The 13,249-nt window shown below is 39.0% G+C and carries 15 protein-coding genes; all 15 read left to right on the top strand.

Features of this window, described 5'->3' with window-relative positions; all coding sequences use genetic code 11:
• Positions 1-582: 582 nt before the first annotated feature.
• Positions 583-1,044, top strand: a complete 462-nt coding sequence (gene mioC / locus G322_RS0113055; RefSeq protein ID WP_022942204.1) for an FMN-binding protein MioC — start codon at positions 583-585, stop codon at positions 1,042-1,044.
• Between the two features lie 377 nt (positions 1,045-1,421).
• A complete protein-coding gene (mnmG, locus tag G322_RS0113050; protein WP_022942203.1) occupies positions 1,422-3,311 on the top strand; it encodes a tRNA uridine-5-carboxymethylaminomethyl(34) synthesis enzyme MnmG in 1,890 nt (629 codons plus the stop codon).
• A gap of 1 nt (position 3,312) precedes the next feature.
• Entirely contained in the window at positions 3,313-3,936 is a 624-nt protein-coding gene (gene rsmG, locus G322_RS0113045; protein ID WP_022942202.1) for a 16S rRNA (guanine(527)-N(7))-methyltransferase RsmG, read from the top strand.
• A gap of 27 nt (positions 3,937-3,963) precedes the next feature.
• Positions 3,964-4,758 (top strand): ParA family protein, encoded by a 795-nt coding sequence (locus tag G322_RS0113040; protein ID WP_022942201.1) that lies wholly within the window; start codon positions 3,964-3,966, stop codon positions 4,756-4,758.
• Between the two features lie 10 nt (positions 4,759-4,768).
• Positions 4,769-5,689 (top strand): ParB/RepB/Spo0J family partition protein, encoded by a 921-nt coding sequence (locus tag G322_RS0113035; RefSeq protein WP_022942200.1) that lies wholly within the window; start codon positions 4,769-4,771, stop codon positions 5,687-5,689.
• A 216-nt stretch (positions 5,690-5,905) separates the two neighbouring features.
• Entirely contained in the window at positions 5,906-6,313 is a 408-nt protein-coding gene (locus G322_RS0113030; RefSeq protein ID WP_022942199.1) for an ATP synthase subunit I, read from the top strand.
• Positions 6,303-7,124, top strand: coding sequence for a F0F1 ATP synthase subunit A (gene atpB, locus G322_RS0113025; protein WP_022942198.1), 822 nt, complete (start codon positions 6,303-6,305; stop codon positions 7,122-7,124). Before G322_RS0113030 ends, atpB begins: the two co-directional genes overlap by 11 nt.
• A gap of 59 nt (positions 7,125-7,183) precedes the next feature.
• A complete protein-coding gene (gene atpE / locus G322_RS0113020) occupies positions 7,184-7,441 on the top strand; it encodes a F0F1 ATP synthase subunit C (protein ID WP_022942197.1) in 258 nt (85 codons plus the stop codon).
• 38 nt (positions 7,442-7,479) lie between these two features.
• Positions 7,480-7,950 (top strand): F0F1 ATP synthase subunit B, encoded by a 471-nt coding sequence (gene atpF / locus G322_RS0113015; RefSeq protein ID WP_022942196.1) that lies wholly within the window; start codon positions 7,480-7,482, stop codon positions 7,948-7,950.
• An 11-nt stretch (positions 7,951-7,961) separates the two neighbouring features.
• A complete protein-coding gene (atpH, locus tag G322_RS0113010) occupies positions 7,962-8,495 on the top strand; it encodes a F0F1 ATP synthase subunit delta (protein ID WP_022942195.1) in 534 nt (177 codons plus the stop codon).
• Between the two features lie 12 nt (positions 8,496-8,507).
• Positions 8,508-10,049 (top strand): F0F1 ATP synthase subunit alpha, encoded by a 1,542-nt coding sequence (gene atpA, locus G322_RS0113005; RefSeq protein ID WP_022942194.1) that lies wholly within the window; start codon positions 8,508-8,510, stop codon positions 10,047-10,049.
• Positions 10,050-10,073: 24 nt separating this feature from the next.
• The gene (gene atpG, locus G322_RS0113000) at positions 10,074-10,940 is read left to right on the top strand and encodes a F0F1 ATP synthase subunit gamma (RefSeq protein ID WP_022942193.1); all 867 of its coding nucleotides are present in this window, start codon (positions 10,074-10,076) and stop codon (positions 10,938-10,940) included.
• Positions 10,941-10,970: 30 nt separating this feature from the next.
• Positions 10,971-12,368 carry a F0F1 ATP synthase subunit beta gene (atpD, locus tag G322_RS0112995; RefSeq protein ID WP_022942192.1) on the top strand — a complete coding sequence of 466 codons (1,398 nt, stop codon included), beginning with the start codon at positions 10,971-10,973 and terminating at the stop codon, positions 12,366-12,368.
• Positions 12,369-12,383: 15 nt separating this feature from the next.
• A complete protein-coding gene (locus G322_RS0112990) occupies positions 12,384-12,803 on the top strand; it encodes a F0F1 ATP synthase subunit epsilon (RefSeq protein ID WP_022942191.1) in 420 nt (139 codons plus the stop codon).
• Between the two features lie 239 nt (positions 12,804-13,042).
• On the top strand, positions 13,043-13,249 hold a 207-nt coding region (locus G322_RS0112985), incomplete at its 3' end, for a DUF4277 domain-containing protein (RefSeq protein WP_022942190.1).

Genomic DNA, 13,249 nt, shown 5'->3' with positions numbered 1-13,249 from the left:
CTAGAACTTTACGTTCTATTGTTATTCTGAATTAATGAATTAATTCGTGTGTCATTGATATTGATTCTTTTTGTCCCCTTCTCACGAGGAGAGTGGACTTTTTTGAAATCGTCTATCAATGCTCACACAGATTGTTTGATTAAATTGTTAAAGAGCGTGCCTTTCGGCGAGGTGCGTATAATACGCTAACCTTGAACCTTGTCAACAAGTAACTTTAAAAGTTTTTGTTGGCTCAAACTCACCGAGTTTGTTGGTTCGGACTCGGTAAGTAACTTGCGTTAGTTGCCTTGTCTGTGGGGTCGCATTATAGAGATTCCGATCACCTTGGCAAGCGTTTATTGCACTTTATTTAAAATAAATGACTGAGTGATTAATTAAACGACAATGTGAGTTTTTCTTGCTCTATATTAGTCATTAATCGCAATCAAAGTGTTTTTAAACCTATTTACCTAGCAGTTTTAATATAACTAAAACTTACTATTTTTTATTGAGTACTTACATCGTATAAATCACAGGCTTTGTTTCCTATTTTATTTTTACCTATATAGTAGGGAAAATAGTAAAAACATTAAGGAGAAAACAATGAGTCAAATAGAAATTTTAGTAGGTAGTACATTAGGTGGAGCTGAATATGTAGCAGAGGCGGCTCAGACTTTATTAGAAGAAGCCTTTTTTGATACGGCTCTACACTTGGAACCAGATTTAAATGAACTATCTCTACAAGAAGAACAAATTTGGTTAGTTTGTTTATCAACACATGGGGCAGGCGATTATCCAGAAAACTTCAAAGATTTTGTTGAACAATTGCAGCAAGTAAATGCTCCCTTGGATGATGTTCGATATGCCATTGTTGGTATCGGGGATTCTAATTATGATACTTTTTGTGATGCTGCTAAAAATCTTGATTATATTCTTGAGGAAATGGGAGCAAAACGTATTGGTGATCGGTTAGAGATTGATGTAGTTGAGCATGCACTACCAGAGGATCGTATTGCTGATTGGATCCCGCTTTTAATTGAAGATCTTAATGATCTAAGAGATTAATGCTGTTTTAGTTACCCACAGGCTTTTGTGCATAAAGCATTTATAACTACTTAATGAAATATGTTTAAACAATGTGTAAACCTGTGGTTAATTTTGACTGTGTATAAGTAGTCAAAGTATCCCAAAGATAAGCCCATAAAGATCCCTTATTACGCACCTTTTAAGATCTAACTTAAGATCCTGATCTTTAAGATCTAATCATGGTTTTACACAGAAATTCAATTGCTTAATAAGTATAGTAATAAAAGATCTTTAAAGATCTATATATACTACTAATATTATTGTTTCGATCTTAGTGGTGTCTTATTTGAGAGGAAGTAGGTAAAATATGTTTTTTGTTTTTAACTGTTTTTTAAAACTGTAACTTTGGAAAAATAATGAATTACCACGAACATTTTGATGTGATTGTTATTGGCGGTGGCCATGCAGGAACAGAAGCCGCCGCTTCTGCCGCTCGTATGGGTATGAATACGCTACTGTTGACACATAACATTGAAACATTAGGTCAAATGTCATGTAATCCTGCAATTGGTGGGATAGGCAAGGGACATCTAGTGAAAGAAGTTGATGCTCTAGGTGGGTTAATGGCGAGTGCAACGGACAAAGGTGGTATACAATTTAGAACGCTTAATTCCAGTAAAGGCCCCGCAGTTCGTGCTACACGTGCTCAGGCGGATCGTCTTTTATATAAAGCGGCTATTCGTGAAAAATTGGAAAACCAAGAAAATTTAAGGATATTTCAACAAGAAGTTGAAGATCTGGTTGTTGAAAACGATCGTGTTTCTGGTGTTATCACTAAAATGGGTGTGAAATTTTCAGCTAAAACCGTGGTGCTAACCGTGGGTACTTTTTTAAATGGTTTAATTCATATTGGTTTGAAAAATTACAGTGGAGGCCGTGCTGGAGATCCAGCCTCGATTGGTTTAGCTGAACGTTTAAAGTCTTTGCCCATCCGTATGGGTCGTTTAAAAACAGGTACTCCTGCGCGTATTGACGCACGTTCAATAGATTTTTCTCAGTTAGAAGTTCAACATGGTGATACACCTATTCCCACTTTTTCATTCATGGGAAAAACCAGTGATCATCCTCGTCAAATACCTTGTTACATTACTCATACAAATGAAAAAACTCATGATATTATTCGTAATAGCTTACATAGAAGTCCTATGTATACAGGGGTTATTGATGGTATAGGGCCACGTTACTGCCCTTCTATTGAAGATAAGATTATGCGTTTTGCAGATAAAAATTCTCATCAGATTTTTGTTGAGCCAGAAGGATTAACAACACATGAAGTTTATCCTAATGGTATTTCGACCAGTTTACCTTTTGATGTTCAAATTGAGTTTATTCGTTCAATGAAAGGGTTTGAAAATGCATTTGTTACGCGTCCAGGTTATGCCATTGAATATGATTATTTTGATCCGCGTGATCTTAAATCTACACTCGAAAGTAAATACATTGATGGTCTATTTTTTGCGGGACAAATCAATGGTACAACGGGTTATGAAGAAGCAGCCGCACAAGGTTTACTAGCGGGATTAAATGCAGGCTTACAAGTACAAGATAAAGAGGGCTGGAGCCCTCGCCGTGATGAAGCTTATTTAGGCGTTCTAGTGGATGATCTTTCCACACTGGGCACTAAAGAACCCTACCGCATGTTCACCAGTCGTGCAGAATATCGTCTGTTGTTACGTGAAGATAATGCCGATACACGTTTAACTTCAATTGGTCGTGAATATGGATTAATAGATGATGTTCGCTGGAAAGCATTCAGTGAAAAACAGGAAGTGGTTGAGCTTGAATGTCAGCGTCTTAAAGCTCAATGGGTTAACCCTAATTCTGTTAACGCGGAACAGATAAATGCATTACTTAAAAATCCAATGCAGCGTGAAAGTACCTTAGAAGCGATGATCCGTAGACCGGAAGTGAATTATCAAGACTTGATGAAAATAGAAGGTCTAGGACCTGCTGTTACAGGTAAGCAAGCTGCAGAGCAAGTTGAAATTAAGATCAAATATCAAGGTTATATCGATAGACAGCTTGGTGAGATTGCTAAATTAAAACGTTATGAAGATACACCATTACCTAATACGCTTAATTATGCAGAAATAAAAGGTTTATCCAATGAAGTGGTGACCAAACTTAACGACATAAAACCAGAGAGTATTGGACAAGCTGCACGTATATCAGGTATTACCCCTGCCGCAATCTCTATTTTACTGATCTATTTAAAGAAAAATGGTATAAGACGTAAGGCTTTATAAAATGAGTTTATTAAATCAACTGCAACAGATGTTACTTAAAACGGAGCTTGAGTTATCTGATAAACAACAAATTCAATTAATTCAATTAGTTGAATTACTCGCTAAGTGGAATAAAGCGTATAATCTCACTTCTGTAAGAGATCCACAGCAAATGCTTGTCAAACACATTATGGACAGTATAGTTGTCTCGCCTCACCTACAAGGTAAACGTATCATTGACGTAGGAACAGGTCCCGGATTACCTGGTTTGCCCTTAGCTATTATCAATCCAGATAAACAGTTTGTTCTATTAGACAGTTTAGGTAAGCGATTACGTTTTATTCGCCAAGCTGTTTTAGAGCTGGGACTAAAAAATGTAGAGTTTATACAAAGTCGTGTTGAAGAGTATCTGCCCGAAGAAAAATTTGATGTTGTATTAAGTCGTGCTTTTGCTTCATTGGAAGATATGCTCTTTTGGTGTAAGCACCTACCTAATGAAAAGGGCCATTTCCTTGCATTAAAAGGTCAACTTCCAAAGCAAGAGATAGAAAAACTCGATCAACAGTTTACGTTTATCGAATCAATTACATTACAAGTGCCCAACCTTGAAGGCGAACGTTGTTTAGTCAAAGTTGAACTTGTTTAATAATCAATTATTTAAAGTAGGTTTTTCGTGGGTAAAGTAATTGCAGTTGCAAACCAAAAAGGTGGAGTAGGAAAAACAACTACTTGCGTTAACCTTGCCGCCTCTATGGCCGCCACAAAACGCAAAGTATTACTGATCGATTTAGATCCACAGGGCAATGCAACCATGGGCAGTGGGATTGATAAATACCAAGTCGCCCATAGTGCTTATGATCTATTAATTGATGATCTACCTTTAGATAAAGTGATCGAAACAGAAACATCGGGTGGCTACGATCTTGTTGCTGCTAACAGTGATGTCACCGCAGCTGAAGTTAAATTGATGGAACTTTATTCTCGTGAGATGCGTTTACGTAATGCCTTGAAAGATTATAGAGATAACTACGATTACATTTTTATTGACTGTCCACCTTCACTTAATATGTTAACCATCAATGCAATGAGTGCTGCTGATTCAGTTTTAGTGCCAATGCAGTGTGAGTATTACGCATTGGAAGGGTTAACTGCGTTAGTGGATACCATTAGTAAGCTGGCAGCTGTGGTTAATGCAGATTTAAAAATAGAGGGGATTCTGCGCACTATGTACGATCCGCGTAATAGGCTCTCTTCTGATGTCTCAGATCAGCTTAAAAAACATTTTGGTGAAAAGGTTTATCGCACCATTATCCCACGTAATATTCGTCTGGCAGAAGCGCCTAGTTTTGGCACTCCAGTGATGTACTACGACAAGTCATCAACGGGCGCGAAAGCATACCTCGCATTAGCAGGTGAAATGTTACGTCGAGAAGAGCAACTTAAAGAATCAAAAGTAGAACTCGCTTAGGAAAAAAATCATGTTAGGAAAAAAAAGAGGCTTGGGTAAAGGATTGGATTCTTTATTAAGCAGTAGTACGTTAAACCGTAATAAACAGGTTTCACATGATTTTCAAGCACAAAAAACGCAACAATTAGTTGATGAAGTGAAAGGTGCACTACAAGATATTAGTATTGATCAACTACAAGCAGGAAAATATCAACCTCGTCGTGAGATGTCAGAGCAAGCATTAGAAGAATTAGCGAATTCAATTCATGCACAAGGTATTATTCAACCGATTATAGTTAGAGAAACCGGTCATCAAAAGTATGAGATTATTGCTGGTGAGCGTCGGTGGCGCGCTGCTAAAATAGTTGGTTTAGCAACCGTGCCCTGTTTAATAAAAAATGTAGAAGATGATGCAGCCATTGCGATAGCGCTGATTGAAAATATCCAGCGTGAAAACCTTAATGCCATGGAGGAAGCGATCGCTTACAAACGTCTTTTAGAAGAGTTTGAACTCACTCATCACGAAGTTGCCACTGCCGTGGGTAAATCACGCACTACCGTGAGTAATTTGTTACGTTTAAATAATTTAAATGATGATGTGAAAGTATTACTAGCGAAAGGTGAGATTGAAATGGGTCATGCCCGTGCTTTATTAAGCTGTGAAACGGAAAAACAATCTCAACTTGCCAACATAGTCGCAGAAAAATTGTTAACAGTAAGAGAAACAGAAAAGCTGGTAAAAAAATCACAAAACCCTCAGGAAAAAAAGGTTAAAGTACCTCTTTGTGATGAATATTTGTATATTGTAAAGACCTTTCAAGATAAGTTTGGCTTAAAAGTCAGTGCGAAAGCAGGTAAAAAAGGGGCCGGAAAATTGATTATTGATTATAACTCACTTTCTGATCTCGATGCCTTGCTTTTTGTTGTTGATGAAAAAATAGATAAACCTTGATGTCAATAGATAGTCAACGCTCAATTCGCGTAACAAATTTAACATTTTTTTAAAATTTTAAAACTAAGACATAAGCCGTAAAAGCGACCTAAGAAGTGCGCTCTGATATTGCATTGGCGCACTTTGTCGGTATAATTTGCGCATGTTTTAATCTGGGTCAGTAAAGTTGCTAATAAAAAGCACTTTATTGTCACATATTAAATGATAAAGGAGATCATGGTGGTTGATAAACTAGCAAAAAAAGGTCAGAAGTCAGGGCTGAAGTTGGTAGCTTTTCAATTACTACTTGTGCTAATGGTTGCACTGATTTCAACAGTGTTTTTTTCCGCTAAGTCTGGTTATTCAGCATTAGCAGGAGGAATCACTTTTCTGCTTCCTAATTTTATTTTTGTTTACATGACATTTGCACATGCAGGTGCTCGGCAAACAAAATTAGTACTTAGGGGGTTTTACGCGGGAGAGGCGATAAAGCTCTTTCTAACCGTGATTTTATTAGTTATTTTTTTGAAATATATAACGTTGTCATTTATCGCGTTTTATAGCTCATTTTCTCTACTAATAGCATCGCAATGGTTAGCACCTCTCTTTTTTCACAATAATAACGGGATGAAAAATGACAGCTAAAGATGAAGTATTAACTTCTTCAGCGTATATCCAACATCACCTTACCAATGCAAAAATGTGTACGGTTGATGGTAACATTGCATTTAATCATGCGTGTGCGGATGCTGGTTTTTGGACTTGGCATATTGACTCACTCCTGTTTTCAGTTGGCTTAGGTGTTCTATTCTTGTTTGTTTTTTACAAGGTTGGACAAAAAGCAACAACGGGTGTTCCTGGCAAACTTCAATGTGCAGTCGAGATGATGATTGAGTTTGTTGATACCTCGGTTAAAGACACGTTTCATGGTCGTAGCCAAGTTATCGCCCCATTAGCTCTTACCATTTTTGTCTGGATTTTCCTGATGAATGCGATGGATCTAATTCCTGTTGACTTTATTCCAGAAGCCGCCAAACAACTCTTAGGTGTTCCTTATCTGAAAGTAGTACCAACAACCGATTTAAATATCACTTTTGGTTTGTCTTTAAGTGTATTTTTCTTGATTGTTTTTTACTCTATTAAGATAAAGGGGGTGAGTGGTTTCGTAAAAGAACTTACTCTACAACCTTTTAATCATTGGGTATTTATTCCAGTAAACTTCTTACTAGAAACGATCTCACTGATTGCGAAGCCGATATCTTTATCACTTCGTTTGTTTGGTAACCTGTACGCAGGTGAGCTGATCTTTATTCTGATAGCATTGATGCCTTGGTGGACGCAAGCAGCACTTTCTGTGCCGTGGGCAATCTTCCATATTTTAATTATCACGCTACAGGCCTTTATTTTTATGATGTTAACAATTGTTTACCTCAGCATGGCACATGAAGATCACTAATTTTTAAAACAAAACTTTATTAATCAATTTCAATAACTTTAAATATTTCGGAGAAAAAAATGGAACTTATTATCAGCTCTACGGCGATCGCTGTTGCACTTATGATTGGTCTTGCTGCATTCGGTACCGCTGTTGGTTTTGCTATCTTAGGTGGTAAATTTTTAGAAGCGACTGCGCGTCAGCCTGAACTTGGTCCTGCTTTACAAACTAAAATGTTCATCGTAGCGGGTCTACTTGATGCTATCTCTATGATTGCGGTTGGTGTTGCATTATTCTTTGTATTCGCAAACCCATTCCTAGCTCAACTACCTGCGTAATACCGGATCTTAATTAACTCTATTATTAAGGAACCGTTATGAATATCAACGCAACCCTATTAGGCCAAGCATTCGCATTTGCGTTTTTTGTTTGGTTCTGTATGAAGTTTGTGTGGCCGCCGCTTATCACGGCAATCGAAGAGCGTCAGAAGAAAATTCTAGACGGTCTAACACAGGCTGAACGTGCAGGAAAAGATCTGCAACTAGCGCAAGCTAAAGCGTCTGAACAATTAAAAGAAGCTAAAGTACAAGCTGCTGACATTGTTGAACAAGCAAATAAACGTGGCGCTCAAATTGTTGAAGAAGCAAAAGTGGAAGGTGAAACTGAACGTAGTAAAATTATTACGCAAGGCGAAGCTGAAGTGGAAGCTGAACGCAATCGCGCACGTGAAGAGCTACGTCAACAAGTCGCAATACTTGCTATCGCCGGTGCAGAAAAAATTATTAAGCGTTCAATTGATAAAGACGCAAATAGCGACATTATTGATAAATTGGTTACTCAACTATAAGGAACGAGCTGATGTCTGAATTGACTACCGTAGCTCGTCCCTATGCAAGAGCTGCTTTTGAATTTGCTGTTGAAAACAAGTGCATTGATACTTGGTCTGCAATGTTACAGTTTTCAGCTGAAGTGGTGAATAACCCCACGATGGCTGAGTTGTTAACACGTGACAAAACAGCGGATGAATTAGGTAATCTATTTATTAGTGTTTGTGAGGGCCAGCTCGATGAGCATGGTTTGAACTTCATTAAAATAATGGCTGAAAATGGACGCTTGAGTGTTTTACCTCGCGTTGCCCAGATTTTTGCAGAATTACAAACAGAGCAAAACAAAGAGGTCGATGTTGATATCGTTTCTGCTTATGCCCTGTCTAATAAGCAAAAAGAAAATCTGAGCAAGTCGTTGGAAAAACGCCTAGCACGAAAAGTAAATCTAAATTGTAGTATTGATAAAGCACTGATTGCCGGAATGGTAATTACTGCGGGTGATTTAGTGATTGATAGCTCAGCTAGCGGTCAACTAACACGTTTATCTAATACTCTACAATCTTAATGGGAAGTTAGCATGCAACTGAATTCCACTGAAATTAGCGATCTTATCAAGCAACGAATTGGAAAATTTGAAGCGGTAAGCGAAGCGCGAAATGAAGGTACAATCGTTTCTGTCAGCGATGGTATTATTCGCATCAATGGCCTTGCTGAATGTATGCAAGGTGAGATGATCGAATTACCGAATGGCAGCTTTGCTATGGCACTTAACCTTGAGCGTGACTCAGTAGGTGCAGTAGTAATGGGGCCTTACCGTGATCTCAAAGAAGGTGAAAAGGTAAAATCGACGGGTCGTATTCTTGAAGTACCTGTAGGTAAAGGTCTTCTTGGTCGTGTTGTAAACACACTGGGTGAGCCGATTGATGGAAAAGGACCTATCGAAAATGATGGTTACTCTCCAATTGAAGTGATTGCACCGGGTGTAATCGATCGTAAATCAGTCGACCAACCAGTACAAACGGGTTGGAAATCAATCGATTCAATGATTCCAATTGGCCGTGGTCAACGTGAACTTATCATTGGTGATCGCCAAGTTGGTAAAACAGCGATTGCGATTGATGCCATCATCAACCAAAAAGATACCGGTTTATACTCAATCTATGTTGCGATTGGCCAAAAATCATCAACCATTGCCAATGTAGTACGTAAACTTGAAGAGCATGGCGCATTAGAAAATACTATCATTGTTGTTGCTTCTGCATCAGAAACGGCAGCACTGCAGTATCTTGCTCCTTATGCGGGCTGTTCAATGGGTGAGTATTTCCGCGACCGCGGTGAAGATGCACTGATTGTTTATGATGATTTGTCTAAGCAAGCGGTTGCTTACCGTCAAATTTCACTACTGCTTAAACGTCCACCAGGTCGTGAAGCATACCCAGGTGATGTTTTCTATCTTCATTCACGTCTTTTAGAACGTGCATCTCGTGTAAGCGAAGCGTATGTAGAAAAATTTACTAACGGTAAAGTGAAAGGTAAAACAGGTTCTTTAACCGCATTACCGATCATTGAAACACAAGCGGGTGATGTATCTGCATTCGTACCGACTAACGTTATCTCTATTACCGATGGTCAGATCTTCTTAACCACTGAACTGTTTAATAGTGGTATTCGTCCAGCGGTTGATCCGGGTATCTCGGTATCACGTGTTGGTGGTGCTGCGCAGTGTAAAGTGATTAAAAAGCTAGCCGGTGGTATTCGTACAGCACTCGCGCAATATCGTGAACTGGCGGCCTTTGCACAATTTGCATCAGATCTTGATGACATTACGCGTAAACAGCTGGATCATGGTAAAAAAGTGACAGAGTTAATGAAGCAAAAACAATATTCTCCTATGTCTATTGTTGAGCAAGCGTTATCACTATTTTCTGCAGAGAAAGGCTTCTTAAAAGATGTCGATGTTAGCAAAGTATTAGACTTTGAAGCATCTTTAATCTCTTACGTTAAAAATGAGCATGCAGAATTCTATGCTCAAATTAATGAAACTGGTGATTACAATAAAGAGATCGAAGGACAGTTTAACTCTATCCTAGAATCTTTTGTTGCGACGCAAACCTGGTAATTAATCATTGATTAGGAGCTAGAGATGGCCGGCGATAAAGAAATTAGAAATAAGATCGCGAGTGTTAAAAACACTCAGAAAATCACTGGTGCGATGGAAATGGTCGCAGCATCAAAGATGCGTCGTGCGCAGCAACGTATGAACAGCACACGTTCATATGCTGAAACTATGCGCAAAGTGATTGGTCATATCGCACTTGGTAAACTTGAATACAAGCACCCTTATGTTGTCGAAAGAGAGATAAAGCGTGTTGGTTATATTGTCATTTCAAGTGATCGTGGTTTATGTGGTGGTTTAAACATTAACTTGTTTAAAAAACTCATTAAAGAAATGAAAGCACACTCAGAAACGGGTGTAGAGGTTGATTTAGCCATTATTGGTTCTAAAGCAACGAGCTTCTTTTCTAATCTAGGCGCTAATATTACAGCACAAGTCACAGGCTTGGGTGATGCCCCATCGGTTAATGATTTAATCGGTTCGGTGAAAGTGATGTTAGATGCATATGATGAAGGTAAACTTGATCGCTTATATATAGTGCACAATAAATTCATTAGTACCATGGTACAAGAACCAACGATTAGTCAATTATTACCTCTGCCAAAAGCAGATGATGATGAAGAGTTATCTTCACATCTATGGGACTACATCTACGAAGGTGAGGCGCAAACATTATTGGATGCGCTGTTTATTCGTTATGTGGAATCTCAGGTATATCAAGGTGTTGTAGAAAATTTAGCGTGTGAGCAAGTCTCACGTATGATAGCGATGAAATCCGCTACCGACAACGCTAACGACTTGATTGATGAGTTACAACTTGTTGCCAATAAAGCCCGTCAAGCTGCAATTACTCAGGAGCTTTCTGAGATTTGCGGTGGTGCGGCTGCGGTATAATTAGAAATTAAAGATTTTAGAGGATCAGAGATGAGTTCAGGTAAAATCGTACAGATTATCGGTGCTGTTGTGGATGTTGAATTTTCACAGACAGATGTACCGAATATTTACAGTGCTTTGAACGTCACTGCAAAGAACCTTGTTATGGAAGTACAGCAACAAATTGGTGGTGGCGTTGTACGCTGTATCGCCATGGGTGCTACTGAAGGTTTGAGTCGTGGTTTAGAAGTAACTGATACGCAAAAAGCAATCACAGTACCTGTTGGTACGGCAACATTAGGCCGTATCATGAATGTATTGGGTGAGCCAATTGATGAGTGTGGTCCAGTTGAGGCAACTGAGCACTATGAAATTCACCGTGCAGCGCCTTCTTATGAAGAGCAAGCTATATCATCTGAAACACTTGAAGTTGGTATTAAAGTAATTGACCTTATCTGTCCCTTCGCAAAAGGCGGTAAAATTGGCCTATTCGGTGGTGCAGGTGTTGGTAAAACAGTCAACATGATGGAGCTTATCAATAACATCGCACTTAAACATTCAGGTTTGTCTGTTTTCGCTGGTGTTGGTGAGCGTACTCGTGAAGGTAACGATTTCTACTTTGAGATGCAGGAAGCCGGTGTTGTAAACATCGAAAAACCTGAGTTATCAAAAGTAGCAATGGTTTACGGTCAAATGAACGAGCCACCAGGAAACCGTTTACGTGTTGCCCTGACTGGTTTAACGATGGCTGAGCGTTTCCGTGATGAAGGTAAAGACGTATTATTGTTTATCGATAATATTTACCGTTACACACTTGCGGGAACAGAAGTATCGGCGCTTTTAGGTCGTATGCCTTCTGCGGTAGGTTACCAACCGACACTTGCTGAAGAGATGGGGGTTTTACAAGAGCGTATTACCTCGACTAAAACAGGCTCTATTACCTCAATCCAAGCGGTATACGTACCTGCGGATGATTTAACAGATCCATCACCAGCAACAACCTTTGCTCACTTAGATGCAACGATTGTATTATCACGTAATATCGCATCGCTTGGTCTTTACCCAGCAATCGATCCGCTTGATTCTACGTCACGTATGCTTGATCCATTAGTTGTTGGTCAAGAGCATTACGATATTGCACGTGGTGTACAAGGTATTTTACAGCGTTACAAAGAGCTGAAAGATATCATTGCTATTCTCGGTATGGACGAGCTTTCTGAAGAAGATAAGCAAACTGTATCGCGTGCGCGTAAAGTTGAGAAGTTCCTTACTCAGCCTTACCACGTAGCAGAAGTATTCACCGGTGACCCAGGTATCTACGTATCACTTAAAGACACATTAGCTGGCTTTAAAGGCTTAATCGCTGGTGATTACGACGATATCCCTGAGCAAGCGTTCCTATACGTAGGTGCAATTGAAGAAGCGGTTGAAAAAGCGAAAAGCTTATAATAGCGGGAGTTTATTATGACTAAAGCAATGACTACTCATTTAGATGTGGTAAGTGCTGAAACTTCACTGTTTTCAGGACGAGTTTCACATCTATCGGTAACAGGTCAAGAAGGTGAACTTGGTATCATGCCTGGTCACACGCCACTGCTAACAGCCATTAAACCAGGCATGGTGACATTGGTTAAGCAAGGTGGTGGCGAAGAAGTCATTTATATCTCTGGTGGTTTTCTTGAAGTACAACCCGGTGGCGTAACCGTGTTAGCTGATACTGCAATTCGTGGTCAAGATCTTGACCAAGCGAAAGCAGAACAAGCGGAACGTGCTGCTAAAGAGCAATTATCAAATCCTAGTAAGGATATTGATTATGCTTTGGTTACTGCACAACTTGCGCAAGCAGTTGCCCAGTTACGTGCTATCAAGCTAACCAGAAGATGATATTTTAACTTTCTGTTTAAAAAGGCGACTCATTGAGTCGCCTTTTTTGTTGCTAAAAAGAGGTGCTTATACCAATCCGCTTAAGTATTTGATCATTTTTGCTTGTTAAAAAAGTTAATATATTCGTTGCACTCAATCACACATTGATTAGGTCAAATTCCGATAATTTCCATTTAAAATATAAGCAGCTAAACGATCGTTAATTTAGTAAAATATAAGCCTTAATAAACGAGGTAAATATGAGCTTTAAAATTAAACGATTAGATCACCATGGTATTGTCGCTGGCATTATTGATGACTTACAAATTGTTCCGCTATTAGATAAATATTTACCTCAAGATGAAAAGCAAGAAATAACACCAGGCGAAGCTGTTAAAGGGATGATAATGAATGGCTTGGGCTTTGCTAATCGTCCGTTATCACTGAGCCCGCAGTTTTTTACTAAC

This window comes from Psychromonas hadalis ATCC BAA-638 (assembly GCF_000420245.1).
GTDB lineage: Bacteria > Pseudomonadota > Gammaproteobacteria > Enterobacterales > Psychromonadaceae > Psychromonas > Psychromonas hadalis.
Note: the sequence above shows the minus strand (reverse complement) of the source record. Positions and strands in the feature narration are given on the sequence as shown.